This window comes from Herbiconiux flava (assembly GCF_013409865.1).
GTDB classification, from domain to species: Bacteria; Actinomycetota; Actinomycetes; order Actinomycetales; family Microbacteriaceae; genus Herbiconiux; species Herbiconiux flava.
In genome coordinates this window covers 3,023,380-3,049,806 of sequence record NZ_JACCBM010000001.1, presented here as the reverse complement: position 1 = coordinate 3,049,806, position 26,427 = coordinate 3,023,380, and the positions used below count along the sequence as shown (strand labels likewise).

Sequence of the window (26,427 nt, the reverse complement as noted above, 5' to 3'; positions counted from 1 at the left end):
CTCCTGGCGAGCCCCCGTTCCGGGGGGTTTGCTGGGAGGAGACCCCGCCCTGGAAGGACGACCCATGACCACCCTCCGCCACCGCATCCTCTCCCTCTCCGCCGCCGCCCTGCTCGCGAGCGGGGCCGTCGTCGGGCTCACCGGCTGCGATGCCGACGCGCAGACGCCGTATCCCGAGCGCACCTCGTCCGGAACGCCCGTGGCCCCCGACGACGACATCACGCCGTCGCCGTTCCAGTCCTCGACGCCGGCGCCGGCCGAGTCGGACTTCCCGACGCCCGCCCCCACCTCGAGCGACGACTCGGGCACGCTCGACGGCTAGGCCCGACCTTGCCGCTAGCCCCTACCCTGGGGCCGGCCCCGGCCCCGCCTGGGCGGCCCGCGGGCACCGCTCAGCCGGCTCCGATGGCGCTCCGGTAGCATCGGGCCGTCGAGAACGGAAGGGGCCCGATGCCCGAGGACCGCGCGCCCCGCGACCCCCAGCTGCCGAGCCGGGAGCCCACCGCCGCCTCGGCCCTCGACGGGTTCCGGCTGCTGCCGCGCCGGAAGCTGCCCGTCATCCCGCCGAAGGGCGAGCCATGGGCCGGGCTGCTCCGGCCGGCGACGCTCGTCTGGCTCGGCATCGGCATCGTGCTCGTGGTGGCCGTCGTCATCGGCCTCACGACCTCGCGGTCATCCGCCCCCACGACCCTCGAAGGGGCGACCGCCGAGGCGACGGCCCAGGCCGACGAGCTGACGGCCACCCTGCCGGCGCCGCCGGTCTCGGTTCAGGACTCCTCGGTCGTCGAACCGTGCGTCGACGAGAGCGACCGCCGGCAGTACGAGCTCGAGCGGGTGCTGACCATGGCTCCGGGGTTCGACCCGGCGGCGTGGGCGGCGAGTGTCTCCGACTCGTACGGGGCGAAGGGGTGGAGCGTCGTCACGGAGGCGCAGGGGGACGACGGCGGAACGAGCATCCGTCTGATCGGGCTGAACCTCGTGCCACTCACCGCCATCGTCTCGCCCGGCGACGACGGCACGACGGTGACGCTGCGCAGCATCTCGCGCTGCGGCACGGCCTGAGCCTCACGCCCCCGCGCGTCAGAGCCTGGGGTGCCGCGGCCCGCGCGACGAGGCCGGCAGCACGGCCTGACCCTCAGGCTCCGGCGAAGAACGCCCCGATCGCCGCCGACAGCGCCACGAGGTCGTCGACGTGCGCGAGCTCGCGCGCGGAGTGCATCGACAGCAGCGGCACCCCGACGTCGACCGTGCGGATGCCGAGCCGCGTCGCCGTGAGCGGCCCGATCGTCGACCCGCACGGGACCGTGTTGTTCGACACGAACTCCTGGTAGTCGACCCCGGCCCGCTCGCACGCCCGGCGCCAGAGCGCGGCGCCGTGCGCATCCGTCGCGTAGCGCTGGTTCGCGTTGATCTTCAGCAGCGGGCCGCCGCCCGCGACCGGCCGGTTCACCGGGTCGTGCTTCTCGGGGTAGTTCGGATGCACGGAGTGCCCCGCATCGGACGACAGGCACCACGAGGCGGCGAACGCCCGCGCCCGCTCCTCCTCGCTCGCGCCGAGACCGTTCTGCACCCGCCCGAGCACCTCGGCGAGCAGCGGACCGCTCGCGCCGGAACGTGACTCGGAGCCGAGCTCCTCGTGGTCGAAGGCGGCGAGCACCGAGACCGTGTCGCCCTCGAGCCCCACCGTCAGGAGGGCCGCCAGGCCCGCGTGCACGGAGCTGAGGTTGTCCATCCGCCCGGCGGCGAACAGGGCGGCGTCGAGCCCGAAGCGGGCCGGCGAGGCGGTGTCGGCGGTCAGGATGTCGTAGCCCGCGACCTCCTCGACCTCGACACCGGCCGCCCGCGCGAGGATTCCGAGCAGGTCGGCCTGGCTCGCGTCGCCCACCCCGAAGACCGGCGCCGTGTGCCGCTGCCGGTCGAGGGTGAGCCCGGTGTTGGCGTCGCGGTCGAGGTGGATGGCGAGCTGCGGGATGCGCAGGAACGGACCCGTGCGGGTGAGGTGCTCGACGCCGTCGCGGGTGACGAGACGCCCGGCGAGTTCGAGCTCCCGGTCGAGCCAGGAGTTCAGCAGCGGGCCGCCGTAGACCTCGACGCCGGCCTGCAGCCAGCCGTTCGAGCCCGTCGTGGGCTTCGGCTTCAGCTTGAAGCCGGGGGAGTCGGTGTGCGCGCCGAGCACCCGGAACGCGCTGAGCGCCGTCGCGCCCTCCGGCACCACCCAGGCGATCACGGCGCCGTCGCGCACCACGACGTAGCGGCCGGGCTCCCGCGGCCACTCGTCCGCCTCGTCCAGGGCTGTGAAGCCGGCCTCGATCAGGCGCCGCCTCGTCTCGGCGGCCGCGTGGTACGACGACGGCGACTCCCGGATGAAGGCGGCGAAGTCGTCGATGTGCGTGGCGGTGTCGATCATCCCCCCATCCAACCACCCGGGGTCAGTGCCGCAGCCGCTGCAGCACGCGGCGCTCCTTCTCGGGCGAGAGGCCGAGCGCCGGCCGGTCGGCCCGCTGCGGCGGCACACCACCCCGCTCGCCGAGCCACGCCCAGGTGTCGGCGACCGTCTCGGCCAGCGGCCGGAACGTCAGCCCCGTGGCGAGCGCCCTCGACACGTCGGACCCGTGCAGGGCGTCGTGGTCGGGGCCGGCGGGCAGCCACACCGGCAGCTCGATCCACGGCTCCACGCCTTCGGCGAGCAGCACGTCCTCGGGCGCCCAGGTCAGCTGCACGGCCGGGCCCGATCCCGCCACGGCGGCGCAGGCCTCGAGCAGCTCGCCCATCGTGTGCCGGCCGACGGGGCTCACCGCGTCGAACGCGAGACTCCGCCTCGCACCTGCTCCAGTCACTCCCGAGTCCGTGGCCCTCGGCGCCGTAGCGCCCGCCACCCCTGCCACCGGCACAGCAGCCCCCGCCACCGGCACCGGCACCGCCGCCGGCAGCCCCAGCAGCCACCACGCCAGATCCCGCGCATCGACGTACTGGATGCCCGCCCCGGCCTCACCCGGCGCCAGCACCTCCCCGCCCCGCGCCATCCGCCCGAGCCACCACGGCAGACGTCCCACGTTCTCCCACGGCCCGAGGATCAGCCCGGGCCGCACCAGCAGCCCCCGCGCGCCGAACGCCTCCTCCACCGCCCGCTCGCCGCCCGCCTTCCGCCCCGCGTAGTCGCCGTCGTCCTCCTCGGGCACCGGCACCAGCGCCGCGGTCTCGTCCGCCCCCGCGCCCGGCTCGGCGTACACCGAGCGCGACGAGACGTAGCAGTACCGTTCCGCGACGGGCTCGAGCAGCCGGGCGCTCTCCCGCACGACCTCCGGCTCCCACGACCAGGTGTCGACGACGAGATCGTAGCGGTAGCCCTCGGAGGCGGGAGCGGCGAGCTCGTCGCCCAAGGCGCGGGCGAGAGCATCCGGAACCCGCCGGTCGGCCACGAGCGACCTCGCCCCCGCCGGCGCCGGCTGCCGCCCCCGGTTCACGACCGTCACCTCGGAGCCGCGGGCCAGCGCGGCCTCGACGACCGCCCGCCCCACGAACTCGGACCCACCCAGCACCAGCACCCGTTCGACCATGCTGCGAGTCAACCCTCTCCGGCCGCCCCGATCCAGCCTGTCTGCCGACGGCAGAGCGCGGCGTTCGCCCGGCGGCCCGCGTGAAGCTGACGGTCGGTTTCGTGGGCTACGGTCGTGGGTCGGAGCGATCCGCCGAGCGGCGGACCGGAGAGGGAGCGGATGCACGGGCGAGGGGCGGGCGCGTCGATCGCCCTGGGGCTGACGGTCGTCGCGCTGGTGCCGGTGCTGCTGAGCGGATGCGCGGCGAGCCCCACGGCGGCCCTGTCGCGCATGGCGCATCTCGACCGGGGCACCCCCGTCTCCGGCCACATCGTGCCGCCGGTCGTGCCGGATGTCGACGCCGACCTCGTCGACTCCAGCGTGCGCCTGCTCGCCGAGCAGGACGGCACCGCGTTCTGGGTCGGAGCCACCTCGGCCGACGACATCTGCTTCATCGCGGCACCGGCACCGGCCGATCTGCTCGCGACCCCGTCGCCCACACCGTCGCCGGCCGGTGCGGGCACCGCCGCTCCGGGTGCGACCCCGACGCCCTCGGCCTCGGCGGCGGCTTCTGCGGCGGCCTCCACCCCGGCAGCCGTCTCGCAGGGCTTCGGGCCGCCGACCACCGCGGCGCCCACCCTGCCGGTGCCCTCGCTCAGCGTGTCGCAGCCCGAGGCGGTGTGCCTCTCGCCCGACTCCTTCGGCTCGCACGGCGCCACTCTCCGCCTCGGCGCGGAGGGCACCCGCGTGTGGTTGCACACCGAGTACATGACGGTCGGCACCGGCTGGGTGCCGATCGCGCAGAACATCGCGGTCAAGGCCTGATCGCCCGGTCTCGCGAGTGCCAGGCCACGAGCCCTGCGGTGGCACCTTGAGCCACCGCCTCTGCCCGACCACACTCGAAGGATGAGCACCAGCCTTTCCGTCGACGTCGTCACCGTGTTCACCGACGAGAGCGGCGGCCACGGCAACCCGCTCGGCATCATCCGCTCGAGCGAGCGCACGCGGGGTGCCGAGCAGCGGATCGCGACCGGCCTCGGGTTCAGCGAGACGGTCTTCCTCGACGAGCTGATCGAGCGCGGCGGCGGGTCGGGCACGGCCGGGGGAGCGGGTGCGGCCGGGGGAACGGGTTCGGACGGGGTGTCGACGGTGGCCGGGGCCGCGACTGCGGCTGCGGGTGGCCGCCGGGCGCGCATCCGCATCTTCACACCGGCGACCGAGCTGCCGTTCGCGGGCCACCCCTGCGTCGGAACGGCGTGGTTGCTGGCGCGGCAGGGCACCCCCGTCGTCGCCCTGGACACCCCGGCCGGCCCGGTGGCGGTGCGCGACACCGGCGACCTCGTCTGGATCACCGGCCGTGCCGCCTGGGCACCCGACTTCGCCTTCACCCGACTGGCCTCGCCCGCCGAGGTCGACGCTCTCGACCCGTCCGGCTTCCCGAACGGGCGGCACTACGCCTGGGCCTTCATCGACGAAGCCGCCGGCCACCTGCGATCGCGGATGTTCGCCCCCGCGCTCGGCGTGCCGGAGGATCAGGCGACCGGCTCGGCGGCCGTCGCGCTGACGGCCCGTCTCGGCCGCGACCTCGCGATCGACCAGGGCCTCGGCTCGCGCCTGCTCACCCGGGTGCTCCCGGGTGGCGACGTCGAGGTGGGCGGCCGCACCGCAGCCGCGGAGCCCCGCACTCTCGACGTGTGACGCCGAGGCGCTCGGCCCCGGACGCGCGGAGCCCCGCACCCGCGACGTGTGACGCCGCGGCGGGGGGCTCCGGTTCGGGCGGCTCCGAAACTCAGTGACCCATCGCGGGCGCCGGCTCGGCCACGGCTTCGTCGGCCCGCTCCTCGGGCACCGCTACCCCCACGGTCACGCCCTGCCCCTTGCGCCGGAACAGCAGCGCCGCGATCACGGCACCGACGGCGAAGAATCCCGCGCCCCACCAGTAGGCGGTGGCGTAGCTGTGCACGGCGGCCTGCGCGGCCACCTCGGCGGTCGCCGGCAGGTTGTCGGCCAAGTAGTTCGCGGCGGCGGTCGCGGCGAGGGTGTTGAGCAGCGCCGTGCCGATCGACCCGCCGACCTGCTGCGAGGTGTTCACCATGGCCGAGGCCACCCCGGCGAACTGCCGGTCGACCCCGAGCGTCGCGGTCTGGATCGACGCCGGCATGATCGTGCCCATCGCTAGCCCGAGCAGCATCAGCGGCGGCATCACGTCGAGCGCGTACACGGCGGTCACGTCGAGGTGCGTCAGCCAGGCCATCCCGAGCGCGGCCAGCGCCATGCCGATCGGCACCATCACCTTCGGACCGAACCGCGGCACGAAGATGTTCGTCGACAGCTGCGCCGCCGTGATCAGCAGCAGGATCATCGGCAGGAACGACAGCCCCGTCTGAATGGGCGTGTACCCGAGCGTCGTCTGCAGGTAGTACGTGACGAACAGGAAGATGCCGAACATGCCCGCACCGGCGATCAGCACCGAGCTGTAGGCGGCCCCCCGGTTGCGGTCGAGCACGATCGAGAGGGGGAGGAGCGGATGCGCGGCCCGCCGCTGCCACAGCACGAACGCCACCAGCAGCACGACGCTCGCGCCGAGCATGCCCCAGGTCAAGGGCGAGTCCCAGTCGTTCGTCTCGGCGCTGGAGAAGCCGTAGACCAGGGCGAACAGCGCCGCCGAGACGAGCACGGTGCCCGGCAGGTCGAGCTTCGGCCGGGCACCCTCGCGCTTCGGCGTGCTCACGAAGATCACGGCGCCTACGATCGCGATGACGGCGATCACGACGTTGATGTAGAGGTTCCAGCGCCAGCTGAAGTTCTCGGTCAGCAGTCCGCCGAGCAGGAGGCCCACGGCACCCCCGGCGCCCGCGATCGCGCCGAAGATGCCGAACGCGCGCGCCCGCTCCTTGGGGATCGTGAACGTCGTGGTGAGCACCGCGAGGGCGGTCGGGGCGAGCAGCGCGCCGAACACGCCCTGCAGGGCGCGGGCCGCGACGAGCAGGCCGAAGCTGTCGGCGGCACCGCCCAGGGCGCTGGCCGCGGCGAAGCCGATCAGGCCGATGATGAAGGCGCGCTTCCGGCCCATCAGGTCGGAGAGGCGGCCGCCGAGCAGCAGCAGGCTGCCGAAGGCGAGGGAGTAGGCGGTGACGATCCACTGGCGGTCGCCGTCGGAGAAGCCGAGGTCGGCCTGCGTGGAGGGCAGGGCGATGTTGACGACGGTGGCGTCGAGCACGACCATCAGCTGGGCGAGGGCGACCGTGGTGAGGGTGAGCCAGCGGCGCGAAGAATTTTCAGGCATGGAGGGACTATATACGGAACCAATCAGTTTCGGATACCATCAGTTCTGTAAATGTCGTGAAACAATCAGAGTGTCCAATCCGACACCCGAAGGAGGAGCTGCGACGATGCCGCTCGACCTGATCGACTCCACGCCCACCCCTGCGCCCGCTCCTGGCCGCCCCGGCCGTCGCCGCGACCACTCGCGCGACCCTGAGATCCTCGACGCGGCCATCGAGGTGCTCGCCGAGGAGGGCTACGACGGTATGACCATGGAGATGGTCGCCGCCCGGGCCAAGGCGGGCAAGGCGACGCTCTACCGCCGCTGGCCGTCCAAGGGCGAGCTCGTGGTCGACGCGGTGGCGTGCATGAAGTCGCGCGACCTCGATCTCGACAACCTCCCCGACACGGGCACTCTCCGCGGCGACCTGGTGGCGATGATCAAGCCGCGCACGCTCGAGGAGGCCGACCGCAAGATGCAGGTCATGGCCGGGCTGATGTCGGTGCTCTCCCGCTCGCCCGAGCTGGTCGACGCCATCAACTCGGCCATCGTCGCGCCCCGCGCCGAGGTCAACCGCCGGCTGCTCGAGCGGGCCGTCGCCCGCGGCGAGATCTCGGCCGACGTCGACATCCCCACCATCGCCCTGGTCGCCCCGTCGATGACGGCCTACCGCCTGCTCGTCACGCAGCGCCCGGTCGACCGCGAGTACCTGCTGTCGATCATCGACGGCGTCGTGCTGCCGGCGGTCGGTCTCTCGGCCTCCCGCGCCTGAGCGAGCAGCGACCGCCGCCGCGCATCCGCTCGCCCGCTATTCGGCGAGCAGCGCCTCGGTGTGCTCCCACAGCGCGCGGGCCACAGCCGGGTCGTCGGCCCCGCTGCGGATCGCCGCCGGCGCGCGCTTGACGTAGTAGGCGCCGCTCTCCCAGTCGATGCCCGGGGTGCCCGCGGCGAGCCAGACGAGGGTCTCGGCGCCCTGCTCGGGGGTGCGCAGCAGCCGCTTCAGCACGGAGGTGTAGACCAGCCGCAGCGCGCTGTTGGTCTGCCCGGCGAAGCTCGTCGACACGACGCCCGGGTGGAACGCCGCCGCCGACAGGCCCTCGTCGTGGAACCGCCGGTGCAGCTCCCGCACGAACAGCAGGTTCGCGAGCTTGGCCGTGCCGTAGGCGCGCTCGGGCCGGTAGCCCTGTCGCGCCTCGAGGTCGTCGAAGTCGAAGGACCCGTAGCGGTGCGCGATGCTCGAGGTGGCGATCACGCTCGCACGGCTATCGAGCAGCCGCGGCATCAGCAGCTGCGTCAGCAGGAACGGCGCGAGGTGGTTCACCTGAAGCGTCAGCTCGTGTCCGTCGACGGTCTCGGTGCGCGGGCCCATGATGCCACCGGCGTTGTTCGCCAGCACGTCGATGCGCTCGTAGCGCTCGAGCAGGGTGGCGCCGAGCTCCCGCACCTCGTCGAGGCGGGAGAAGTCACTCAGCAGCCACTCGGCCCCCACCGACTCGGCGACCGCCCGCGTCTTCTCGGCCGACCGCCCCACGACGACCACGGTGTGCCGCTCGCTCAGGGCCCGCGTCGCCGCCGCCCCGATGCCGTCGCTCGCACCCGTGATCACGATGATCTTGCCCGCCATGCGCCTGCTCCTCGTCCCGTCGCCTCTTCCGGCGATCCTTCCGCACCCTATCCCGGGCCGCTGTCATCGGCCCGCCGTCAGCGCCTCGCTGTCGGAGGCTCGCACTACCCTGAACCCGACCCCAGGGAGGCCCCATGATCGTCGCCGGCGACCGCGTGCTCTACAGCGCCACCGACCTCACGGCCGCGGCGGTCTGCGAGTTCGCCCTGGTGCGTCGCCTCGACGCCAAGCTCGGCCGCATCGAGCCCGTGCCCGAGGTGGTCGACGAGATGCTCGAGCGCACCGCCCGCCTCGGCGACGCCCACGAGCTGCGCACCCTCGAGGCCTTCCGCGAGCTCTACGGCCCCTTCGACGGGGTGAACCCGCGCGGAGTCGCCGAGATCCCGCGGCCCGAGCGCCCCACCCCCGAGGCCCTGCTCGAGCACCAGCGCTACACGCTCGACGCGCTGCGGGCGGGTGCCGACGTCGTCTTCCAGGCCACCTTCTTCGACGGCCGCTTCCTCGGCTTCGCCGACTTCCTGGTCAGGGCGCCCGCCCAGCCCGACTCGCCCACCGCATCCGCCCCCCACCGCTACGAGGTCTACGACACCAAGCTCGCGCGCCACGCGAAGATCACGGCGCTGCTGCAGCTCGCCGCCTACGCCGACCAGCTCGACCGCCTCGACGTGCCTCTCGGCGACGAGGTGCACCTGCTGCTCGGCGACGGCAGCCGCTCCACCCACCAGCTGCGCGATATCCTCCCGGTCTACCTCGATCGGCGGCGGCGCCTCGAGGCCCTCCTCGACGAGCGGATGCACGAGCCCGCCGTCCAGTGGGGCGACCCCCGCTACACCATCTGCGGCCGCTGCGAGGTCTGCGCGCCCGAGGTCGAGGCGCACGACGACCTGCTGCTGGTCGCGGGTATCCGAGTGGCTCAGCGTGCCAAGCTGCTGGCGTCCGGCGTCGCGACGCTCGACGAGCTCGCCCTGTCCGAGGGCCCGGTCGAGGGCCTGCCGGCCACGACCCTCGAGAACCTCCGCGACCAGGCACGCATGCAGCGCGACGGCCGCCACGGCCTGGCGGCCCGCGTCTACGACACCACGGCGCTCGACGGCCTGCCCGAGCCCGACCCGGGCGACATCTTCTTCGACTTCGAGGGCGACCCCCTCTACTCCGAGGGCGACGGGGCCGACTGGGGCCTCGACTATCTCTTCGGCCTCATCGAGCACGACCCCGACGGCCCCGGCGAGACGGTCTTCCTCCCGTACTGGGCGCACTCCTACGCCGAGGAGAAGGAGGCGCTGCGCGCGTTCCTCGACCACGTCACCTCGCGCCTGCGCGACCACCCCGGCCTGCACGTCTACCACTACGCCAACTACGAGCGCGCCCACCTGCAGATGCTCTGCGCCCGCCACGGCGTGGGGGAGGAGCAGCTCGACGAGCTCCTCCGCGGCAACGTGCTGGTCGACCTCTACCCGGTCGTGAAGAAGAGCGTGCGCGTGAGTTCCCGCTCGTACAGCCTGAAGAAGCTCGAACCGCTGTACATGGGGGAGCAGCTGCGCCAGAGCGAGGTCACCAACGGCGCCGACTCGATCACGGCCTACGTGCACTACACCGAGCTCCGCGACGCGGGCCGCACCGACCCCGCCGCGGCTCTCGCGGCGGATCGTCAGCTCGCCGAGATCGCCGACTACAACGAGTACGACTGCCTCTCGACCCTCCGCCTCCGCGACTGGCTCCTCGCCCGCGCCGCAGCCCTCGACACGGGCCCGCTCGCCCCCTCCCGCCTCGCCGCCGCCTCAGCCGCCGCCGCTTCCGGCGCCTACCCCTCCGGCGCCTACCCCTCCGGCGCCTCTGCCTTCGGCGAGTCCGCCTCCCACGACCCCGCCACCCTCCTCGACGCGGCATCCCTCGTCGACCCGGCCGCGTCCGCCGGCCGCGTCCCCGACCCCGACGACCCCGCGTCCTTCGAGTTCGAGGAGAGCCCCCTCCACCGCGACCTGATGGCCCACGCCGCAGCCCTCGCCGCCACGGCCCCGACATCCGAGAAGCGCGACCCCGCGCATCCGGCCGCCGCAGGCCGCAGCGCCGACGAGCTGGCCGTCGCCGTGGCGGCCGCCGCCATCGACTACCACCGCCGCGAGGACAAGTCCTTCTGGTGGGAGCACTTCGACCGCCTCGAGCAGCCCCTCGACGAGTGGGCCGACACCCGCGACGTGCTCGCCGTCGAGACCGCCGTCGTCGACCGCCCCTGGTACCGCAACGCCGGCCAGCGCGCCGACCGCCGCGAACTCCGCCTCCGCGGCACGCTCGCTCCCGGCAGCCGGCTCGAGCCGGGCGCGAACGGGCGCTTCTTCGTGTACGACCCCCCGCATCCGTGGCCCGCCCCGCGTACCCGCCCCGCCGACCGCGTCGCCCACGCCCGCACCGTTCTGCGAGAGGTGCGCGAACTCCCGAACGGAGTCACCCAGTACGTCTTCGAGGAGGCCCTCACCGTCGGCGCCGACCCCTACGACGCCCTCCCGGTCGCCGTCGCCCCGGCCGCCCCGCCCAAGACGGCCTCCCTGCAGGACGCCATCGCCGAGTGGGGCCGCACCCTCGCCGACTCCCTCCCGGCATTCCCGAACGACGCGGCCGTCGACATCCTCCGCCGTCGGGCCCCCCGACGCCATGACGGTCGCCCACTCGAACCGGTGGCCGAGCATCCGCGAGGCGCCATCGACGCCATCCTCGACTCCCTCCTCGCCCTCGACGACTCCTACCTCGCCGTGCAGGGCCCACCCGGAACCGGCAAGACCTACACCGGCGCCCGAGTCGTCGCCGACCTCGTGCGCGACCACGGCTGGCGCGTCGGGGTCGTCGCCCAGTCCCACGCCGTCGTCGAGAACATGCTCACGGCCATCGTGGGCGCCGGCGTCGACCCCTCGCTCGTCGGCAAGGTCAGCGAGAATCCGGATGCCCGGTTCACCCCCCTGGCCAAGAACGCCCACCGCCGCTTCCTCGACGCCGCCTCCGCGAACGGCACCGGTGCGGTCATCGGCGGCACCGCCTGGGACTTCACCAATCCCACCCGAATCGACCGCCGGGAGCTCGACCTCCTCGTGGTCGACGAGGCCGGCCAGTACTCGCTCGCGAACACCATCGCCGTCAGTGTCGCGGCCCGAAACCTGCTCCTCCTCGGCGACCCGCAGCAGCTCCCGCAGGTCACCCAGGGCACCCACCCCGAGCCGGTCGACTCCTCGGCGCTCGGCTGGCTGACCGAGGGCCACGACGTGCTGCCGCCGGAGCTCGGCTACTTCCTGGCGGTCAGCTGGCGCATGCACCCCGCGGTCTGCGCTCCGGTCAGCGCCCTCTCCTACGAGGGCGAGCTGCACGCGGAGCCCACGGCGACCACGGCCCGCTCCCTCGTCGGCGTCGCCCCGGGCCTGCACCTGCACCCGGTGCTCCACCACGGCAACTCGACGGATTCCCCCGAGGAGGCCGACCGCGTCGTCGCCCTCGTCCGCGACGCCGTCGGCCGCCCCTGGTACGACCCCGCCGAGCCTGCACTCTCAGACCACGCCACCGGCCGCCCGCTGCTGCCCGAGGACATCATCGTGGTGGCGCCCTACAACGCCCAGGTCGAGCGCCTCCGAGCGCACCTCACGGCGGCGGGCTTCCCGGGCGTCCGGGTCGGCACGGTCGACAAGTTCCAGGGCCAGGAGGCTCCGGTGGCGATCGTCTCCCTCGCCGCGTCCTCGGCGGCCGACGTCCCCCGCGGGATCGCCTTCCTCCTCATGAAGAACCGCCTCAACGTGGCGATCTCCCGCGCCAAGTGGGCGGCCCACCTCGTCTACTCGCCGGCGCTCACCGACCACCTGCCTCTGAACCCGTCCGAGCTGGCGACCCTCTCGGCGTTCCTCCGCCTCACCCACCCGCCGACGTCGTAGACCCGGGCCGCTGGCGCGGCCGAGCATCAGCCCACCACCGAGGACGAGCGGTCCTCCGCGGGTGCCGAGCATCCGCCCGTCACCGACGAACGGGACGGTGCGGCGATCGAGCGAGCGGGGACGCGACTACTGCACGAGCTCCCAGGTCCCGCCGACCCGGCGCGTCAGCTGCCAGGCGATCGGCTCGACCGACACGCGGGAGCCGTCGACGCCCTGCTCGGCGATGAGGTAAGCGGCCTCGTCGGTGTCGGCGGTGAACCGCACGACGACACGTGGCGCGCCCTTCACGACGGTCACGTCCGACGCCTCGACGGTGGTGAAGTCGGCGATCGCCTGCGTCAGCGTCGGCAGCACCTCCTCGGGGCGCACGCCGAGCTCGAGCGATCCGACGATCATGGTCACGCGGTACGAAGGCATGCCCACAGCGTAGGGGAGGGCTCGGGTCTCGCCCACTCACGACATCCGCGGAGCGACCGGTCCCTCCACCCACGACATCCGCGGAGCGACCGGTCCCGCCACCCGTGCCATCCGGGGAGCATCCGCCGTCCCGCGCTACGGTGAGCACATGCAGCAGCTCGTGCTCTTCGAGACCGTCGGCGAGACGGCGGTGCCCGCCGCGGTCGCCTTCGCCCGGGTCGTTCCGCGCGACGACAGCACCCTCTTCCACCGCTTCCTCGTGCTCCCCGGGGTGACGGGCGTCACCGACGCGACCGGCCCGTGGGACACCCCGGGCCGCGCCCGCACCGTCCACCTGTCCGACGGCAGCCGCTTCCGCGAGCACCTCGACGTCCACCACCCGCCCCTGGTTCCGGATGCGGTGGGCCGCTTCGACTACACCGTAACCGACTACACGAAGACCCTCGCGCACCTCGTCTCCGACGCCGAGGCGCGCTGGCGCTTCGAGCCGGCCGGTCCTGCGGGAGAGCGCTCGCGCATCCGCTGGACCTACGGCTTCCGCCCCCTGCCCGGCCGCCGCTTCGCCGTGGCCCACCTCATCGGCCCCGTCTGGCGCGCCTCCATGCGCCGCAGCATGGCGGTCTGCGTCGCGGCGGCCCACGGCACCGACGGCTACGAACCCCCCGCCGCGCCGAGCGGTGACGGCGCTGACCCCACGGGCGGCCCGCGCCCGGCACCATGACGACGGTGCTGCTGACGGGGGCGCGGGCCCCCGCCACGCTCGACCTCGCCCGGCGGTTCGCCGACGAGGGCGTGAGGGTGATCGTCGCCGACAGCCAGACCTCGATCAGCTCGGCGTCGAGGGCCGTCTCGGCGGCCTACCGCGTTCCGTCGCCGCGGTTCCGGCCCGTGGAGTTCGCCGAGGCCGTCGCGGGCATCGCCCGCCGCCACGTCGTCGATCTGGTCATCCCCACCTGCGAGGAGACGTTCTGGCTCGCTGCAGCGGTCGATGCGGAGACGTCAGGAGCTGCGACGCGATCGGCGTCCGCGCTCGGGCGGATGCTGTTCGCGCCCCCGATCGACGTGCTGCGCCGCCTGCACGACAAGGCGGACTTCGCCGCCCTGCTGGCCGAGCTGGGGTTACCGCACCCGGCGACCGAGGTCGTCGATTCCGCGATCGACTGGCGTCACCGCGCCCGGTCCCGCGAGCGCGCACGGGGTCGTGACGGCGCCGAGGGTCCCGCAGGCCTGGTACTCAAACCGGCCTTCTCGCGCTTCGGCACCCGGACGCAGATGATCGCGCCGCACCAGCCCCTCCCGACCCTCCCGCGCGTCACGCTCGACGAGCGATGGGTGCTGCAGGAGCACGTCAGCGGCACCGAGTTCTGCACCTACGCGGTCGCGCTCGAGGGTCGCCTCACGGCATTCGTGGCCTACCGCCCGGTCTGGCGGGCGGGCCGCGGCGGCGACACGGGCGCGGGTGTCGCCTTCGAGCAGCTCGACCCGTCGACCGCACCGGCGAGAGAGGCCCGCCGCATCTCCGAGCGCCTGGCGGAGGCCCTCACCCTCACCGGACAGTTCGGCCTCGACCTGATGCACCGCCCCGGCCACGCCGCCGCGTCCGTCGTCGTGCTCGAGTGCAACCCGCGTGCGACGAGCGGCATCCACCTCTTCGCTCCCGCCGACCACCTCGCCCGCGCGTTCCTCCCGCAGTCCGTGCTCGGTTTCCCGCAATCGCCGGTCACAGCCACGTCCGCGTCCTCGTCCGCGTCGGCGTCTGGGTCTGTGTCTGCGCCGGCGTCGGCGTCGGCACCGGATGCTCGCCTGCCGGCGATCGCAGCCTCCCGCGCCACCAGTCGCCTGGGCCTGCCCCACGCGATGTACCCGCCACTCACTGGCGCCCCCGCTGAAGCCGGCAGCAATCGACTGAAGCGGCTCAAGGTCTACGCCGAGCAACTGCGATACCCGGATGCTCTGCGTCCGCCCGAGGATCGCCTCCCTCTCGCGTCCCTGGCGCGGTCGCTCGCGGTGCAGCTGCGCGAGAGCCGTCGCGCCCACGTCGATCTGCTGGCGGCATCGACCCACGACCTGGAGTGGAACGGCGAGCCCATCGTCCCGGGTCCGTCGTCGGGCGGCCCGCCGGCCGAGCCGCTGTCACTGCTCGGTGCCGGCGACGAGCAGGGGAGCCGCGGGTGGGCACGAGCCTTCGCGGCCGCGATCGCAGACGAAGGCGGGGTCACCGCCGCGGTGACGAACGCGACCGCCGGACTCGAGACGGTGCGGGTGGGGCGGTACGAGCTGCCGCTGACGGTGTCCACGCACCGCTCGCGATCGAGGCACGCCACGCGCGAGGACGACCGCCGAGGACGTCGACACGGTGGCGCCATCACCTCCGCCGATGCACCGACCGAGAGCTACGTCGTCTCGCCCTTCACCCACTACGTCGACTACGCCCGCGAGGAGCTCGGCGAGCTGCGGTCCGCCGGGATGCGGCGCGCCGCGACTCTGCTGCTGCGGGGCCTCGGCGCAGTGCTCGACGCGGGACGGGCCGACGACGTGGTGCTGATCGGGAACGGGCTCGTGTCGACGAATCTGCTGCCCGATCTGGGGCAGCGGGAAGTGACGGAGGTGACCGTGCGGCTGCGGCGCGAGCATCCGGACCGCGCGATCGGGTTCCGAAGCGTGCACGGTCGCGGGATGCTGCTGCCCGAGGTGCTGCGACGGAGCGGCTACCGCCTGCTGCCGTCGCGCAGCGTGTTCTTCGTTCCGACGCGCGGGCGGGAGTGGCTCGCGCTGCGCGACGTGCGTCGCGACCGGCAGCTGTTCGAGGCCTCCGGCTACGAGGCCGTGCCGGCGCCTATCGACCCCCGAACCGGCGCGTCCGACCGGCCGACCCGCGAGCGCATCGTCGAGCTGTACCGGATGCTCTACCTCGACAAGTACTCGCCGCTGAACCCCGCCTACACGCCCGAGTTCGTCGCGGCGGCGCAGCGCAGCGGCTTCCTCGACTTCACACTCCTGGTGAAGCGGGGCGGCCCCGACCCCGAGAACCACCCCGACCCCGAGAACCACCCCGACCCCGAGATCGGCACCGCCTTCGGGCGCATCGACGGCGTGATGGGCACGCGCACCGCGCACGGCTTCCTCGCCGCGCCCGTCTTCGGCTACGACACCGCTCTCCCGCCCGAGACGGGGCTGTACCGGATGCTCAGCTGGCTCGTCGCCCGCCGCGCCCACGACCAGGGCGCAGAGCTGCACGCCTCGAGCGGGGTCGCCGACTTCAAGCGCTACCGCGGAGGCGAGGCCGAACTCGAGTACACCGCCGTCTTCGTGCGGCACCTGCCGTGGCGCCGCCGCCTCGCCTGGGGCGTGCTCGAGGTCGTGCTGACGCGGGTGGCGGTGCCGCTCCTCGCACGCGAGGGACTGTGAGCTGAGCGGTCGGAACGCGTTGGTCGGGAACGCATGTGCTTCGCTCGCTCTGGTTGCCTGAGCATGGGGCAGGTAGGCATGGGGTGTGACTTCGAACTCCGATGCGGCCCGGCTGCTGGGCACCCGCATCCGGGAGGAGCGCCAGCGCTTCGCGATCAACCAGATGGAACTCGCCGAGCTCGCGGGGCTGCACTTCACGAACCTGGGCAAGATCGAGCGCGGGCAGGCGAACCCGTCGCTGCACACCATCCTGCGGATCGCCGGGGCCCTGAACCTCAACCCCGCCGTGCTGATCGACGGGATGACGCCCGACATGCTGCCCGAGCGGCCGCACAAGGTCACCGTCGCCGACCTCATCCGCGCCCGCGAGACCGGCGGCACTTCCTAGCCGGAGACGCAGCACGCCCCCGGCGGGCGAGCCCGCTCAGAAGCTCACCCGCCAGAGGTACTCATCGCCGTTCGGCCGGAACCACCGCACGACCAGCACCGCCGTGAGCGGCAGCGTGGCGCCGCGGATGCCCAGCCGCACCTCCTGGCCCGGCGCGAGCAGGAGCGGGGCGGTGGCCCGCATGAGGCCGGCCCCGAGCAGGCTGAACGAGAGCCCCCGGAGCGGCTCGTCGCCGACGTTGCGGAGGAGGTAGCGGTCGGGGGCGCCGCGGCGGTCGAGGCGGAGCGGGACCTGGTAGGCGAGGGTGCCGGTTCTGGGGCGGGTGATGGGTGTGGTGGTCATGGCTCCACCCCACCGGGTGCCACTGACGGTGGGGGCGGTCGGGGGCCGTGGGGGCGTGCTTGTGGAGAGAACGCGGAAGTGCACAGGCAATTGCGGGAGGAGTCGCCCCTCAGGCCGTGTCGGCCGCGTACCTCGCCAGCGCCTCGTCGATCGGCCCGTCGAACACCAGCCGCCCCTTGTCGAGGTACAGCCCCCGGGTGCAGAAGCGCCGCAGGTCACGCTCGTTGTGCGACACGAAGAACAGCGTGCGGCCACCGGCTAGCAGCTCCTCGATCCGCCGGTAGCATTTCTCCCGGAAGCCCTTGTCGCCCACGGCCAGCACCTCGTCGACCAGGATGATCGGCTCCTCGAGCTGCGCGATGACCGAGAAGGCGATGCGCACGCGCATCCCGCTCGACAGATGCTTGTACGGGGTGTCGAGGAAGTCGCCGATCTCGGCGAACTCGATGATCGAGTCGAAGCGGGCGTCGACCTCCTTGCGCGTCATGCCGTGCAGGCCCGCGGTCAGGTACACGTTGTCGCGCACCGAGAGGTCGTCGACGAAGCCGCCGGTGATCTCGATCAGCGGCGCCACGCCTTCGAACACACCGACGCGGCCCTCGTCGGGCAGCACGACCTCGGCGACGAGCTTGAGCAGCGTCGACTTGCCCTGGCCGTTGCGGCCGATCACCCCGATCGCCTCGCCCTGCTCGACCGTGAAGCTCACGTCGCGGAGCGCCCAGAACTCGTCGGGGCGCGAGCGGCGGGTGCTGCCGGCGAACAGGTCCTTGAAGCTGCGGCGGGCGCGGCGGTTGCGTTTGAAGCGGATGCCCACCTTCTCGACCGCGATCACGTCGTGACCCGCGCCGACCGTCCGATCAGATCCCGACGCCATCAGATCTCCTTCAGCACCGAGCGCTCCGAGCGCTGGAAGACGAGCACGCCGATCGCCAGCAGCACGAGCGACATCAGGCCACCGATGCCGACCTGGTACCAGTCCAGCTGATCGGGGAAGAACCCGGCCCGGTAGAGCGAGAAGATGCCGCTCAATGGATTGAAGGCCGCCCAGCTCTGCAGCTCGGAGGGCAGGTCGTGGGTGCCGTAGATGATGGGCGAGGCGTAGAACAGGAACCGCAGCGCGAGCTTCACGGCCCGCTCGAGGTCACGGAAGAACACCACGAGCGGCGCGACGATGAGCGTCACTCCGACGGTCAGCACGGCCTGCAGCAGGATGCCGAGCGGGAACCAGACGAGGTCGACGTTGACGGCCGCGCCCGAGAAGATCGCGAAGAAGGCCAGCACCGGGATGCTCGCCACGAACTCGATGCCCTTGGAGAGCACGAGGCGGTTCACCCAGATCGTGCGCGGGATCTTCGTCGAGCGGATGAGCTTCGCCTCCCGCAGGAAGGCACGGGTCGAGTCGGACACCGAGCCGTTGAACCACATCCACGGCAGCAGCGCCGAGAGCAGGAAGACGATGTACGGCTCGGCGCCGACGGGTCGCTGGAACACCTGGGTGAAGACGAACCAGTAGATGCCCGCCATGACGAGCGGATCGAGGATCGACCAGACGTAGCCGAGCGCCGAGGTGGAATAGCGCACCCGCAGGTCGCGGCGGGTCAGGAGCCAGAGTGAGTGACGGTACCGCGACCATCCGCCGCCCTTGCGCGCCGGCGGCAGCTGTGTCGCTGCGCTCACGGATGGTGCCCTTTCGTCGCCTGAGGGCTCAGCCTAACGCCCCGCCCCCGGGTGAAGGCAATCAGCACCGCCAGTCAGGTTCGCCGAGGCGATTCCGGCGGCGAGGACGCCGGAATCACAGGTCACACGAACAGGTTCGCGCGCTCCAGGTCTTCCGCGAAGTCGACCTCGACCGCGTACAGGTCGCTGATGTCGATCGGCTCGACGAGCACGCCGTCCTTCTCGATGGCGAGCTCGAGGCCGCGCTCGAAGTAGTCCTGATCGTTGACGCGCTGCAGGTGGCGGATGAACGCCGCCTTGTCGCGGGAGGAGATGTAGTTGATGCCTACGGCCTCGCCGAGCCCGCCGACGACGGTCTTCGACAGCTCGTCGATGTAGCCCTCGGCGGTGGTCGTGTACTTGACCTCCTCGTCGGACACCTTGGCGGTGTTGACCGTGACGAAGGACTGGTCGCGCGCGATCAGAGGCACGGTGCGGTCGAGCACGCTGGGAGAGAAGACGACGTCACCGTTCATCCACAGCACCCCGCCCGAGGTTGACGCCTGGAGGGCGCGCAGCAGGCTCTTCGAGGTGTTCGTCTGGTCGTACTCCTCGTTGTAGACGAAGGACGCGTCGGGGAACGCCTCGATGATGTGCTCGAGCTTGTAGCCGACGACCACGGTGACCTTGGCGGCGCTGCCGAAGGTGTGGCGGATGTTGTCGAACTGCTGCCCCATGATGGTGCGCCCGTCGCTCAGCTCGGTGAGCGGCTTCGGAAGTGAGCGGCCCAAGCGGCTGCCCATGCCGGCGGCGAGAATGACGACCTGCGTTGTCATGTTTTCTCCTCTGGTCGATGGGTTCGGCCAGTTCTCAGGCCTGGTTAACCTCATGGTCATGATCCAGACACGTCTTCATGCCTCCTGACAGCGTACTATGAGCCCTTTTTCGGGCAAGGGGAAACCCGTGTATCGTTTCTCTTTCGTGATGCGTCGGCGGGGGCCGGGAGTGTCAGACTGGGGGCTTCGTGAACGTGCGCCTGGGGCCGGTGCGGCGTCTCGACGGGATTGATAGGTTGGTGCGGTGAGCTCAGAGTCAGACACTCCAGATGCTGGAGGAGCGCGCTCGGGCGATCAGCGCGCACCTCGAAAGGCACCGGCCACCTCGGCGGCCGCCACGAGCTCCGCAGCGCCCCGCAAGCCGGTGAAGCGCACGCCCGCCGCCGCCAAGACGACTGCCGCGCGCACCACCGCGCCCAAGACGACCGCGGCGAAGACCGCGGCAGCCCGTGCGGCGACCGCCAAGGCCGCCGACCCGACGACGGTTCCGGATGCTCAGGCCGCCCCCGAGGCGACCCAGCCCCCCGAGGCGACCCGGCCCCCCGAGGCCGCCACCACCGCGCCTGCCGCGAAGGCACCGGCCAAGAAGCCCGCCAGCCCCCGCAAGCCGGTGCAGCGCAAGCCCGCTTCCGGCGCCACGACCCCGGCCGCCCCCCGCACCCCCTCGAAGCCCCGCACCCCGGCGCGCCGCCCGGCCCAGCGCTCCGCTCCGGCATCCGTCGTGCGCGACCTCGACCCGAACCGCATCAGCCTCTCCATCTCGGGCCTGACGAAGAAGTTCGGCAGCACCACGGCCGTCGCGGGCATCGACATCGACGTGCCCCAGGGCTCCTTCTACGGCATCGTCGGCCCGAACGGCGCCGGCAAGACCACGACGCTCTCGATGGCCACGGGCCTCCTCCGTCCGGGTGGCGGCTCCATCACGGTCTTCGGCCACGACGTCTGGCGCGACCCGGCCGCGGCGAAGCGGCTGATCGGCGTGCTGCCCGACCGCCTCCGTCTGTTCGACCGCCTCACCGGCCGTCAGCTGCTGCACTACTCCGGCACGCTCCGCGGACTCGACTCGGCGACGGTGCGTCAGCGCGCCGACGACCTTACGGTGGCCTTCGGCCTCGAGGACGCGATCAACCGCCTGGTCTCCGACTACTCGGTGGGCATGACCAAGAAGATCGCCCTGGCGAGCTCGATGATCCACTCGCCGCGCATCCTGGTGCTCGACGAGCCGTTCGAGTCGGTCGACCCGGTGTCGGCGTCGAACGTCGTCGAGATCCTGGAGCGCTACGTGGCCGGAGGCGGCACGGTCGTGCTCTCCAGCCACAGCATGGACATGATCCAGCGCGTCTGCGACCGGGTCGCGATCATCGTCGAGGGCCGGGTGCTCGCCAAGGGCACGGTCGACGAGGTGCGCGAGGGCGGCACGCTCGAGGAGCGCTTCATCGAGCTGGCCGGCGGCCGCAAGAGCGCGGAAGGCATGGAATGGTTGCTGAGTTCCTCCGACTGAGACTGCGACTGCTCGGAAACGCCGGGCGGCGTCCGGCGTCGCAGCTGGTGGGGGTGCTGATCGGCCTCGCCTACGCGGCGGTCATGACGATCGCGCTGGTGGCCGGCCTCGTCACCCTGCGTGACGCCGATCCCGAGCTCGCCCGCACGATCGTCGTCATCTCGGGCAGCGTCGTGGTCGCCGCCTTCTGGCTGGTGCCCGTGGTGTTCGGCCTGACCGACCGCCTCGACCCGCGCTCCTTCGCCCTGTTCGGCGTCACCGACGGGCGCCTCGCGATCGGCCTGCTGGTCGCCGCCTTCCTCGGCGTCCCCGCCCTGGTCGTCACGATCGTCGGCCTCGCCACCGCCATCACGTGGTCGCAATCGCCCGGGTCGACCTTGCTCGCGATCGTCTCGGGCCTGATCGGCGCGATCACCTGCGTGCTCGGTGCCCGCATCTCGATCTCGCTCGGCTCCTTCGCCTTCACCAGCCGGCGCGCCCGCGAGGTGGGCGCCGTGGTCGGCGTGCTCGCCGTCGTGGTGCTCGTGCCCGGCCTCCTGCTGCTCATGATCACCAGCTGGGGCGGCAACGCCTCCGCCGGCGACGGCGTGCTGCCGGCCCTCGCGGGTGCCCTCGGCTGGACGCCGCTCGGCGCCGCCTGGGCCGTCCCCGCCGACGCCGTGAACGGCCAGTGGGTCTACGCGGTGCTGAAGCTCCTGATCGCGGTCGCGACCGTGGGCCTGCTCTGGCTCGCCTGGCGCGGCCTCGTCGGCCTGATGCTGGTCTCACCCGGCACCCGCGACGACGAGACCCGTGACGAGGCGGGTCTCGGCTGGTTCGGTCGCACCCCGTCGACCCCCACGGGCGCCATCGCGGCCCGCGTGCTCACCTACTGGGCCCGCGACCCCCGCTACTTCGCCCAGCTCGTCATCGTGCCGGCTCCCGCCGTGCTCGCCGTGCTCGTCTTCGCGTTCGTCGGCGTGCCGATCGAGTACCTGGCCCTGCTGCCCCTGCCGATGATGTGCGTCTTCCTCGGCTGGGTCGTGCACAACGACACGGCCTTCGACAACACCGCCGTCTGGCTGCACCTGGTGGCCGGCAAGGTCGGTCTCGCCGACCGCATCGGCCGCATGATCCCGATCGTGCTGATCGCCGTTCCGCTGATCGGCATCGGCTCGTTCCTCAGCGTGCTCTTCGCCGACGATCTGGATGCGCTGCCCGCCGTGCTGGGCGTCTGCACCTGCCTCGTGCTGACCGGCCTCGGTCTCGGCAGCATCTTCTCGGCCCGCTTCCCCTACGCGGCCACGCGCCCGGGCGACAGCGCCTTCACGCAGCCCCAGTCCACCGGGCCCACCTCGGTGCTGGCGCAGCTGTTCTCGCTCTTCGGCACCATCGCGCTGTCGACCCCGGCGCTCGTCTACGGCGTGCTCGGCGTGTTCGTCGACCCGATGTACCTCTGGGTCTCGCTCTGGACCGGCCTCGGCGTCGGCGTCGTGGTGCTCGTCGTCGGCGTCATCGCCGGCGCCCGCATCTTCGACCGTCGCGGCCCCGAGATCCTCGCCGCGGCCCAGCGCAACTAGCGCCGGACGATCACTCGTCGAGCAGGCGCTCGTAGATCTCCTTGCAGGTGGGGCAGATCGGGAACTTCTCCGGGTCGCGGCCCGGGGTCCACTTCTTGCCGCAGAGCGCCTTGACGGGCTTGCCGGTCATCGCCGACTCGAGGATCTTGTCCTTCTCGACGTAGTGCGAGAAGCGCTCGTGATCGCCCGGATCGATGTTCTCGGTGTTGAGCAGCTCCTCGAGCTCGCGATCGAGCGTCGTGGTTCCGCCACCGCCGTCGGGGAGGTCGCCGGGTTCGGAGGTGCGCGCGAGAGGATCGGACATGGAGACGATTCTAGAACGCGTCGCGGGGTGCTCGGCCCGTACCGGAGCAGCTGCTCAGACGGTCTCGTACACGGTCGGCACGACCGGCTCGCCGGCCGCCAGCCGGAACGCCTCACCCGGCAGCTCCGCGACGGCCGAGGCGTGGTGCGAGCGTGCGGCCCGCACGCCCTCGGCACCCGTGAACCCGTCCTGCACCAGTCCGTCCACGACGAGAGTCACGTGCAGGGCCCGCCCCGCTCCGAGCGCCGAGGCCGGTGCCGCGTCGCCCACGTAGATCGTCTCCGACACCGCGGTCCCGGATGCTCCGAGGAGCCTCACCGGATGCTTACGCCCCCCGTGCGTGGCCTTGTCGGCCGACTTCTTGGCGACCGACACCCATGCCCCGTCCGCCCCCTGCCGCGCCACCAGCTTGTAGACCATCCCCGCCGCCGGATGGCCGGAGCCCGTCACCAGCGAGGTGCCGACCCCGTAGGAGTCGACCGGCGTGGCCGCCAGCGCCGCGATGGCGTACTCGTCGAGGTCGTTCGTGACGGTGATCTTCGTCGAGGCGGCACCGAGCGAGTCGAGCTGCTCGCGCACCTCGTGCACCAGCGTCAGCAGGTCGCCCGAGTCGAGCCGCACGGCGCCGAGCGAGGTCCCCGCGACGCGCACGGCGGTGGCGACGCCGGCCGGCACGTCGTAGGTGTCGACGAGCAGCGTCGTCGAGGGTCCGAGCGCGTCGACCTGCGCCCGGAACGCCTCCTCCTCGGAGTCGTGCAGCATCGTGAACGCGTGGGCGGCGGTGCCCATCGTCGGCACCCCCCAGCTGCGCCCCGCCTCGAGGTTCGAGCTGGCCCCGAACCCGGCGATGTACGCGGCGCGCGCGGCGGCGACGGCCGAGCGCTCCCCGGTGCGGCGCGATCCCATCTCGGCGAGTGGCCGTCCCCGCGCGGCAGACACCATCCGCGCCGCGGCGCCCGCCACCGAGGAGTCGTAGTTCAGCACGCTGAGGATCAGCGTCTCGAGCACGACGCCCTCGGCGAAGCTCGACTCCACGACGAGCAGCGGCGAGCCGGGGAAGTAGACCTCGCCCTCCCGGTAGCCCGTGATCGTGCCGGTGAAGCGGTAGTCGGCCAGCCAGTCGAGCGTCGGGGCGCTGACGACCTCGTTCGCGCGCAGCCAGTCGAGCTCGTCGTCGCCGAAGCGGAACCGCTCGATCAGTTCGAGCAGCCGCCCGGTGCCCGCGACGACCCCGTACCGCCGGCCCCGGGGGAGCGAGCGGCCGAAGGCCTCGAACACGCTCGGGCGGTCGTGGGTGCCGGCCCGCAGCGCGGCGTCGACCATCGTGAGCTCGTAGCGGTCGGTCAGGAGCGCGGTCGAGGCGGCGGGGGAGGCCGCAGGGGAAGCAGCGGGAGAGGCAGCGGAGGAGGTCACGGCTCGAGCTTAGAACGGGCGGGGCTAGGCTGGTCTACCGTGAGTGACGCGCCGATCGGGATCTTCGACTCCGGAGTCGGCGGGCTGACGGTCGCCCGCTCGGTGCGCGACCAGCTCCCGCGCGAGTCCATCCTCTACGTCGGCGACACCGCCCACTCGCCCTACGGGCCGAAGCCCCTCGCCGACGTGCGCCGCTACGCGCTCGACGTGCTCGACGACCTCGTCGCCCAGGACGTGAAGATGCTCGTGATCGCGTGCAACACGGCGTCCGCCGCCATGCTCCGCGACGCCCGGGAGCGCTACGACGTGCCGGTGATCGAGGTCATCCAGCCGGCCGTCCGCACGGCGGTCACCGTCACCCGCAACGACCGCGTCGGCGTCATCGGCACCGAGGCGACGATCACCTCCCGCGCCTACAACGACGCCTTCGCGGCAGCCCCGCACCTCGAGCTGTTCACCCAGGCCTGCCCTGAGTTCGTCGAGCACGTCGAGGCCGGCGACACCACCAGCCGCGAGCTCGTCGCCCTGGCCGAGCACTACCTGACGCCGCTCGTCGAGCAGGGCATCGACACCCTCGTGCTCGGCTGCACCCACTACCCGTTCCTGAAGGGCGCCATCTCCTACGTCGTGGGGGAGGGCGTGCGGCTCGTCTCGAGCGACACCGAGACCGCCAACGACGTCTACCGCACCCTCGTCCGCACCGGAATGGAGCGCACGAGCACCGAACCTCCCGAGTACCGCTACGAGGCCACCGGCACGAGCGCGCAGGAGTTCCTGCGCCTGGCCGAGATGTTCCTCGGCCCCGAGGTCTCGCGGGTCGAGCTCGTGGAGACCGGCGTCATCCCCATCCCCCATCCCGCAAGGAGAGCACCGTGACCGATTCCCCGACCACCGGCCCCCGAAAAGACGGCCGCACGGCCGACCAGCTGCGTCGCGTCACGATCGAGCGCGGTTGGAGCGACCAGGCGGAGGGCTCGGCCCTGGTGTCGTTCGGCAAGACCAAAGTGCTCTGCACCGCATCCTTCACCAACGGCGTGCCGCGCTGGAAGTCGGGCTCGGGCAAGGGCTGGGTGACGGCGGAGTACTCGATGCTGCCCCGCGCCACGAACTCGCGCACCGACCGCGAGTCGGTGAAGGGCCGCATCGGCGGCCGCACCCACGAGATCTCCCGCCTGATCGGCCGCTCGCTCCGCGCCGTCGTCGACATGAAGGCACTCGGCGAGAACACGATCGTGATCGACTGCGACGTGCTGCAGGCCGACGGCGGCACCCGCACCGCCGCGATCACCGGCGCCTACGTCGCGATGGTCGATGCCATCGAGTGGGCCCGCCAGAAGAAGTTCATCGGCCAGAAGTCCCAGCCGCTGATCGACTCGGTCTCGGCCGTCTCGGTGGGCATCATCGACGGTACGCCGATGCTCGACCTCGCCTACGTCGAGGACGTGCGGGCCGAGACCGACATGAACGTCGTCGTCACCGGCCGGGGCCTCTTCGTCGAGGTGCAGGGCACCGCCGAGGGCGCACCCTTCGACCGCACCGAGCTGAACGCCCTGCTCGACCTGGCCCTGCACGGCACCGCCGAGCTCGCGACGCTGCAGACCGCGGTGCTGACGGACGACGCCGGGGAGACCGCCTGATGCGCGTCGTGCTCGCGACCCACAACGCGCACAAGGTCGAGGAGTTCCAGAACATCCTCGGCCAGGCCCTTCCCGAGCTCGAGATCGTCGCCTACGACGGCCCCGAGCCCGTCGAGGACGGTGTGAGCTTCGCCGAGAACGCTCTGATCAAGGCGCGCACGGCGGCCGAGCACTCCGGCCTGCCGGCCCTCGCCGACGACTCCGGCATCTGCGTCGACGTGCTGGGCGGCGCGCCCGGCATCTTCTCGGCGCGCTGGGCCGGCCACGGCAAGGGCGACCGCGCGAACGTCGAGCTGCTGCTCGACCAGCTCTCCGACGTGCGCGACGAGCACCGCGCGGCGAGCTTCGCCTGCCACATCGCGATCGTCGTGCCGGCGACCGGCTTCGAGCAGGTCGTCTCGGGCCGCTGGCCCGGGCGGCTCGCGCGCGAGGCGGCGGGTGCGGGCGGCTTCGGCTACGACCCGGTGTTCGTGCCCGAGGGTCTCGAGGTCTCGGCCGCCGAGCTGAGCCCCGCCGAGAAGAACGCGATCAGCCACCGCGCGCGGGCCTTCGAGGCCGCCATCCCGGTGTTGAGAATGAACGTCATTCCCGACTAGCCGAAACGCGCCCGTGAGGCACCCACGGGCGGTTACG

The 26,427-nt window shown here is 72.4% G+C and carries 25 protein-coding genes; 14 read left to right on the top strand and 11 right to left on the bottom strand.

Annotation, left to right across the window (positions count from 1 at the left end):
• Nucleotides 1-64 precede the first annotated feature (64 nt).
• Both BJ984_RS14600 and BJ984_RS14595 read left to right on the top strand, forming a co-directional pair.
• Entirely contained in the window at nucleotides 65-322 is a 258-nt protein-coding gene (locus BJ984_RS14600) for a hypothetical protein (RefSeq protein WP_179548616.1), read from the top strand.
• A 128-nt stretch (nucleotides 323-450) separates the two neighbouring features.
• Nucleotides 451-1,062, top strand: a complete 612-nt coding sequence (locus BJ984_RS14595; RefSeq protein WP_179548615.1) for a hypothetical protein — start codon at nucleotides 451-453, stop codon at nucleotides 1,060-1,062.
• A 73-nt stretch (nucleotides 1,063-1,135) separates the two neighbouring features.
• Here BJ984_RS14595 and BJ984_RS14590 read toward each other — a convergent pair whose 3' ends face one another.
• Nucleotides 1,136-2,407 carry a M18 family aminopeptidase gene (locus BJ984_RS14590; RefSeq protein WP_179548614.1) on the bottom strand — a complete coding sequence of 424 codons (1,272 nt, stop codon included), beginning with the start codon at nucleotides 2,405-2,407 and terminating at the stop codon, nucleotides 1,136-1,138.
• A gap of 22 nt (nucleotides 2,408-2,429) precedes the next feature.
• Entirely contained in the window at nucleotides 2,430-3,557 is a 1,128-nt protein-coding gene (locus tag BJ984_RS14585) for an NAD-dependent epimerase/dehydratase family protein (RefSeq protein ID WP_179548613.1), read from the bottom strand.
• A gap of 159 nt (nucleotides 3,558-3,716) precedes the next feature.
• Between BJ984_RS14585 and BJ984_RS14580 the strand changes: the two genes are divergently transcribed.
• Complete coding sequence (locus BJ984_RS14580; protein WP_179548612.1) at nucleotides 3,717-4,361, top strand: hypothetical protein; 645 nt, start codon at nucleotides 3,717-3,719, stop codon at nucleotides 4,359-4,361.
• Between the two features lie 81 nt (nucleotides 4,362-4,442).
• A complete protein-coding gene (locus BJ984_RS14575; RefSeq protein WP_179548611.1) occupies nucleotides 4,443-5,234 on the top strand; it encodes a PhzF family phenazine biosynthesis protein in 792 nt (263 codons plus the stop codon).
• 91 nt (nucleotides 5,235-5,325) lie between these two features.
• Here the strand turns inward: BJ984_RS14575 and BJ984_RS14570 are convergent, their stop codons facing one another.
• Nucleotides 5,326-6,822 carry an MFS transporter gene (locus BJ984_RS14570; protein WP_179548610.1) on the bottom strand — a complete coding sequence of 499 codons (1,497 nt, stop codon included), beginning with the start codon at nucleotides 6,820-6,822 and terminating at the stop codon, nucleotides 5,326-5,328.
• Between the two features lie 106 nt (nucleotides 6,823-6,928).
• On the opposite strand from BJ984_RS14570, the gene BJ984_RS14565 reads away from it, so the two are divergent.
• Nucleotides 6,929-7,573, top strand: a complete 645-nt coding sequence (locus BJ984_RS14565; protein ID WP_179548609.1) for a TetR/AcrR family transcriptional regulator — start codon at nucleotides 6,929-6,931, stop codon at nucleotides 7,571-7,573.
• 36 nt (nucleotides 7,574-7,609) lie between these two features.
• Here BJ984_RS14565 and BJ984_RS14560 read toward each other — a convergent pair whose 3' ends face one another.
• Complete coding sequence (locus BJ984_RS14560) at nucleotides 7,610-8,425, bottom strand: SDR family NAD(P)-dependent oxidoreductase (RefSeq protein ID WP_179548608.1); 816 nt, start codon at nucleotides 8,423-8,425, stop codon at nucleotides 7,610-7,612.
• A 134-nt stretch (nucleotides 8,426-8,559) separates the two neighbouring features.
• Between BJ984_RS14560 and BJ984_RS14555 the strand changes: the two genes are divergently transcribed.
• Nucleotides 8,560-12,333 carry a TM0106 family RecB-like putative nuclease gene (locus BJ984_RS14555; RefSeq protein WP_179548607.1) on the top strand — a complete coding sequence of 1,258 codons (3,774 nt, stop codon included), beginning with the start codon at nucleotides 8,560-8,562 and terminating at the stop codon, nucleotides 12,331-12,333.
• Between the two features lie 126 nt (nucleotides 12,334-12,459).
• Here the strand turns inward: BJ984_RS14555 and BJ984_RS14550 are convergent, their stop codons facing one another.
• A complete protein-coding gene (locus BJ984_RS14550) occupies nucleotides 12,460-12,750 on the bottom strand; it encodes a hypothetical protein (protein ID WP_179548606.1) in 291 nt (96 codons plus the stop codon).
• Nucleotides 12,751-12,898: 148 nt separating this feature from the next.
• Here BJ984_RS14550 and BJ984_RS14545 point away from each other — a divergent pair, with 148 nt between their 5' ends.
• From BJ984_RS14545 to BJ984_RS14535, 3 genes are all read left to right on the top strand, one after another.
• Nucleotides 12,899-13,471 (top strand): SRPBCC family protein, encoded by a 573-nt coding sequence (locus tag BJ984_RS14545; RefSeq protein WP_179548605.1) that lies wholly within the window; start codon nucleotides 12,899-12,901, stop codon nucleotides 13,469-13,471.
• A complete protein-coding gene (locus tag BJ984_RS14540) occupies nucleotides 13,468-16,158 on the top strand; it encodes an ATP-grasp domain-containing protein (RefSeq protein WP_179548604.1) in 2,691 nt (896 codons plus the stop codon). Before BJ984_RS14545 ends, BJ984_RS14540 begins: the two co-directional genes overlap by 4 nt.
• A gap of 85 nt (nucleotides 16,159-16,243) precedes the next feature.
• Nucleotides 16,244-16,546: a helix-turn-helix domain-containing protein gene (locus BJ984_RS14535; protein ID WP_179548603.1), complete on the top strand. Its 303-nt coding sequence runs from the start codon at nucleotides 16,244-16,246 to the stop codon at nucleotides 16,544-16,546.
• Nucleotides 16,547-16,582: 36 nt separating this feature from the next.
• Here the strand turns inward: BJ984_RS14535 and BJ984_RS14530 are convergent, their stop codons facing one another.
• The 4 genes from BJ984_RS14530 to BJ984_RS14515 form a co-directional block, all read right to left on the bottom strand.
• Entirely contained in the window at nucleotides 16,583-16,888 is a 306-nt protein-coding gene (locus BJ984_RS14530; protein WP_218870086.1) for a hypothetical protein, read from the bottom strand.
• Nucleotides 16,889-16,997: 109 nt separating this feature from the next.
• The gene (locus tag BJ984_RS14525; protein WP_179548602.1) at nucleotides 16,998-17,762 is read right to left on the bottom strand and encodes an ABC transporter ATP-binding protein; all 765 of its coding nucleotides are present in this window, start codon (nucleotides 17,760-17,762) and stop codon (nucleotides 16,998-17,000) included.
• Nucleotides 17,762-18,547, bottom strand: a complete 786-nt coding sequence (locus tag BJ984_RS14520) for an ABC transporter permease (protein WP_179549483.1) — start codon at nucleotides 18,545-18,547, stop codon at nucleotides 17,762-17,764. Before BJ984_RS14520 ends, BJ984_RS14525 begins: the two co-directional genes overlap by 1 nt.
• Nucleotides 18,548-18,687: 140 nt before the next feature.
• Nucleotides 18,688-19,380, bottom strand: coding sequence for a phosphocholine cytidylyltransferase family protein (locus BJ984_RS14515; protein WP_179548601.1), 693 nt, complete (start codon nucleotides 19,378-19,380; stop codon nucleotides 18,688-18,690).
• A gap of 244 nt (nucleotides 19,381-19,624) precedes the next feature.
• Between BJ984_RS14515 and BJ984_RS19220 the strand changes: the two genes are divergently transcribed.
• Together BJ984_RS19220 and BJ984_RS14505 are read left to right on the top strand one after the other, a co-directional pair.
• Nucleotides 19,625-20,881: an ABC transporter ATP-binding protein gene (locus tag BJ984_RS19220; protein ID WP_373877439.1), complete on the top strand. Its 1,257-nt coding sequence runs from the start codon at nucleotides 19,625-19,627 to the stop codon at nucleotides 20,879-20,881.
• Complete coding sequence (locus BJ984_RS14505; protein WP_179548600.1) at nucleotides 20,857-22,440, top strand: hypothetical protein; 1,584 nt, start codon at nucleotides 20,857-20,859, stop codon at nucleotides 22,438-22,440. The genes BJ984_RS19220 and BJ984_RS14505 overlap by 25 nt, the downstream gene beginning before the upstream one ends.
• A 10-nt stretch (nucleotides 22,441-22,450) precedes the next feature.
• On the opposite strand, the gene BJ984_RS14500 is transcribed toward BJ984_RS14505, so the two are convergent.
• Both BJ984_RS14500 and BJ984_RS14495 read right to left on the bottom strand, forming a co-directional pair.
• The gene (locus BJ984_RS14500; RefSeq protein WP_173181261.1) at nucleotides 22,451-22,744 is read right to left on the bottom strand and encodes a DUF3039 domain-containing protein; all 294 of its coding nucleotides are present in this window, start codon (nucleotides 22,742-22,744) and stop codon (nucleotides 22,451-22,453) included.
• 54 nt (nucleotides 22,745-22,798) lie between these two features.
• Complete coding sequence (locus BJ984_RS14495) at nucleotides 22,799-24,157, bottom strand: nicotinate phosphoribosyltransferase (RefSeq protein WP_179548599.1); 1,359 nt, start codon at nucleotides 24,155-24,157, stop codon at nucleotides 22,799-22,801.
• A gap of 39 nt (nucleotides 24,158-24,196) precedes the next feature.
• Between BJ984_RS14495 and murI the strand changes: the two genes are divergently transcribed.
• Genes murI through rdgB form a run of 3 tightly spaced genes read left to right on the top strand, consistent with a single transcriptional unit; the run spans nucleotide 24,197 to nucleotide 26,390 of the window.
• Nucleotides 24,197-25,033, top strand: coding sequence for a glutamate racemase (murI, locus tag BJ984_RS14490; protein ID WP_179548598.1), 837 nt, complete (start codon nucleotides 24,197-24,199; stop codon nucleotides 25,031-25,033).
• On the top strand, nucleotides 25,030-25,794 hold the full coding sequence (gene rph / locus BJ984_RS14485) for a ribonuclease PH (RefSeq protein WP_179548597.1): 765 nt from the start codon (nucleotides 25,030-25,032) through the stop codon (nucleotides 25,792-25,794). The genes murI and rph overlap by 4 nt, the downstream gene beginning before the upstream one ends.
• Entirely contained in the window at nucleotides 25,791-26,390 is a 600-nt protein-coding gene (gene rdgB / locus BJ984_RS14480; RefSeq protein ID WP_246306789.1) for an RdgB/HAM1 family non-canonical purine NTP pyrophosphatase, read from the top strand. Before rph ends, rdgB begins: the two co-directional genes overlap by 4 nt.
• Nucleotides 26,391-26,427 lie beyond the last annotated feature (37 nt).

Excerpts from the sequence above, each read along its gene's own strand:
- BJ984_RS14600 (WP_179548616.1), top strand. The coding sequence starts at position 65 with ATGACCACCCTCCGCCACCGCATCCTCTCCCTCTCCGCCGCCGCCCTG.
- BJ984_RS14595 (WP_179548615.1), top strand. The coding sequence starts at position 451 with ATGCCCGAGGACCGCGCGCCCCGCGACCCCCAGCTGCCGAGCCGGGAG.
- BJ984_RS14590 (WP_179548614.1), bottom strand. The coding sequence starts at position 2,407 with ATGATCGACACCGCCACGCACATCGACGACTTCGCCGCCTTCATCCGG.
- BJ984_RS14585 (WP_179548613.1), bottom strand. The coding sequence starts at position 3,557 with ATGGTCGAACGGGTGCTGGTGCTGGGTGGGTCCGAGTTCGTGGGGCGG.
- BJ984_RS14580 (WP_179548612.1), top strand. The coding sequence starts at position 3,717 with ATGCACGGGCGAGGGGCGGGCGCGTCGATCGCCCTGGGGCTGACGGTC.
- BJ984_RS14575 (WP_179548611.1), top strand. The coding sequence starts at position 4,443 with ATGAGCACCAGCCTTTCCGTCGACGTCGTCACCGTGTTCACCGACGAG.
- BJ984_RS14570 (WP_179548610.1), bottom strand. The coding sequence starts at position 6,822 with ATGCCTGAAAATTCTTCGCGCCGCTGGCTCACCCTCACCACGGTCGCC.
- BJ984_RS14565 (WP_179548609.1), top strand. The coding sequence starts at position 6,929 with ATGCCGCTCGACCTGATCGACTCCACGCCCACCCCTGCGCCCGCTCCT.
- BJ984_RS14560 (WP_179548608.1), bottom strand. The coding sequence starts at position 8,425 with ATGGCGGGCAAGATCATCGTGATCACGGGTGCGAGCGACGGCATCGGG.
- BJ984_RS14555 (WP_179548607.1), top strand. The coding sequence starts at position 8,560 with ATGATCGTCGCCGGCGACCGCGTGCTCTACAGCGCCACCGACCTCACG.
- BJ984_RS14550 (WP_179548606.1), bottom strand. The coding sequence starts at position 12,750 with ATGCCTTCGTACCGCGTGACCATGATCGTCGGATCGCTCGAGCTCGGC.
- BJ984_RS14545 (WP_179548605.1), top strand. The coding sequence starts at position 12,899 with ATGCAGCAGCTCGTGCTCTTCGAGACCGTCGGCGAGACGGCGGTGCCC.
- BJ984_RS14540 (WP_179548604.1), top strand. The coding sequence starts at position 13,468 with ATGACGACGGTGCTGCTGACGGGGGCGCGGGCCCCCGCCACGCTCGAC.
- BJ984_RS14530 (WP_218870086.1), bottom strand. The coding sequence starts at position 16,888 with ATGACCACCACACCCATCACCCGCCCCAGAACCGGCACCCTCGCCTAC.
- BJ984_RS14525 (WP_179548602.1), bottom strand. The coding sequence starts at position 17,762 with ATGGCGTCGGGATCTGATCGGACGGTCGGCGCGGGTCACGACGTGATC.
- BJ984_RS14515 (WP_179548601.1), bottom strand. The coding sequence starts at position 19,380 with ATGACAACGCAGGTCGTCATTCTCGCCGCCGGCATGGGCAGCCGCTTG.
- BJ984_RS14505 (WP_179548600.1), top strand. The coding sequence starts at position 20,857 with ATGGTTGCTGAGTTCCTCCGACTGAGACTGCGACTGCTCGGAAACGCC.
- BJ984_RS14500 (WP_173181261.1), bottom strand. The coding sequence starts at position 22,744 with ATGTCCGATCCTCTCGCGCGCACCTCCGAACCCGGCGACCTCCCCGAC.